Origin of the sequence: Neisseria sp. HMSC070F02, assembly GCF_001814225.1 — a bacterium.
GTDB classification, from domain to species: domain Bacteria; phylum Pseudomonadota; class Gammaproteobacteria; order Burkholderiales; family Neisseriaceae; genus Neisseria; species Neisseria meningitidis.
In genome coordinates this window covers 1-1,773 of record NZ_KV815481.1, presented here as the reverse complement: position 1 = coordinate 1,773, position 1,773 = coordinate 1, and the positions used below count along the sequence as shown (strand labels likewise).

Here is a 1,773-nt window from a genome sequence, read left to right as displayed (position 1 = left end):
GCGGTTGGAAATCAGGGTTTGGCTGTTGCCGATGTCGTCTGAAACTTTAATGTAAATGGTTTCCTGATACGGATTGCCGTATTGGGCGGTAACAGGTTTGTATCCCGTTACTCCGCTTGCCTCGTCCTTGGCGAAGACACGGTCGCCGACCCGGATACGGGCAATAGCTTTGTAGCCGTCTGCCGTTTTAACCAAGGTGTTGCCGTGGAAGGAGCAGGTGTAGAATGTTGAAAAACTTAGTTTTCAATATCCTGTTTCAAATGAAGGAAAGGTTGTCTGAAAGTTAAACACGGTTTCAGACGACCTTTAATCAAATTTAAGAAAGCCCTTACCAAACAAACGGTTTCCGCTTCATATCCGAAAGGTTGTCAACTTCATTATTCAGCAAGAACTGCTCAAAAGCATTCCAACCTTTCTTTTCTACCAATTCTGCTTCCTGTTTATACAACGGGACAAGCAAAGGGAAAACGATATTGTAGTGTTCGCCATAACAGACCTGAAAATCATCGTCGAAATAAAATGGGGCGGAAACATACAGTGCATCCATTTTGCTACCTTCGATAATTACCCTGGGTAATTGAATAATTTCACCTCTTAAAATAGGTTGTCTATTGTCAATCAAATATTCAGCCACTCCTGATAGAAAAGCTGCAATATTTTCTTTATTCCATTCTTCAGAACAGGTAAAAATTAATTCAAACCTACTCTTATAGTTCAAGTCATATCGATTCAAGCCTAAAGTAGAAAAAGTAGTTACCCCTTTATATGGTTGTGATGGGAAGACGGAAACGCTGAGATGATAACGTCGATCCAAGCATTTTATACCGCTTTCGATTTCACCCAAATAATGTTCTAAATGTTCAACTATAATCATTTTTTCTTAAAGATTTCATCCCTATCCCGGCAAGACGTAGGCTGTTTTGGGCTCCAATACCGACTTTTTTATTGACGGAAATGCCGTCTGAAAAATAAAGCGGCATCTTGATTTTGCCGTCTAAGGACTTTGCATCCATTCCTCTTTGCTGATTCCAAATTCAAATTCAGCCTGTTCAAATGCCGAATCTAATGTGTCATGATAAGTATCCGTTTGTTCCTGACCGGTCTCATCCAAATAAAACAAATAAAATCCCGGGTCATTTTCATATTGAACAATACTTAAAGCAACAGGTTTGGGAAGTATTCCCATCGGGGTACGATGAATCGTTCTAATAGGAAAATCTTTATTTTCATCTAAGATGACTTTGAATAATTCTTTTACACTCATCATTCTTCAATCCCGAATAATTGTTACCGCACTATTTTCTATTACACGTCCATTAGGTTTGTCATATGATTCAAAATGACCATGATGCGTAGATGAATTTGTTTCATGATAACCATATCGTACCTGCCGCATTCCATCTTGTGATACATATCGACCATTTGGATATGACTTATAGTTTTCCCCTAGCCATTTCTCAGCTGCATTTAAAAAATTAGATTCAGATACAGTTCCTGCATGGTATTCGGGAGCTCTTTTGGGAGGACAAGAATTATGAACCCACACCCCTTCCGTTTCCGCCTGATTGCCCTTGACGAAGTAGGTATGCCAATCGGCAACGGTCAGATTGTAGGCTTGCAGCGGTTCCGGTTTGACGGTAATGCTTTGAACCGTCTGTTCCGCGCCGCTTTCAGACGACAACCTGTTTCCCGCTTTCAAATCCTCTGCTTTAACCCATTTGCCGTCCGAATAAAATGGGTGGATGCGGTTGGAAATCAGGGTTTGGCTGTTGC

At 40.7% G+C, this 1,773-nt stretch carries 4 protein-coding genes; all 4 read right to left on the bottom strand.

Going from position 1 to position 1,773, the window contains the following annotated elements; genetic code table 11:
- Positions 1-195 (bottom strand): polymorphic toxin-type HINT domain-containing protein (locus tag HMPREF2959_RS09045; RefSeq protein WP_371441802.1); only part of this gene is annotated, 195 nt, incomplete at its 3' end.
- A gap of 133 nt (positions 196-328) precedes the next feature.
- Positions 329-874 (bottom strand): suppressor of fused domain protein, encoded by a 546-nt coding sequence (locus tag HMPREF2959_RS09040; RefSeq protein WP_002243249.1) that lies wholly within the window; start codon positions 872-874, stop codon positions 329-331.
- 120 nt (positions 875-994) lie between these two features.
- A complete protein-coding gene (locus HMPREF2959_RS09035) occupies positions 995-1,267 on the bottom strand; it encodes a hypothetical protein (protein WP_002221302.1) in 273 nt (90 codons plus the stop codon).
- A 3-nt stretch (positions 1,268-1,270) separates the two neighbouring features.
- Positions 1,271-1,773 (bottom strand): polymorphic toxin-type HINT domain-containing protein (locus tag HMPREF2959_RS09030; RefSeq protein ID WP_070696706.1); only part of this gene is annotated, 503 nt, incomplete at its 5' end.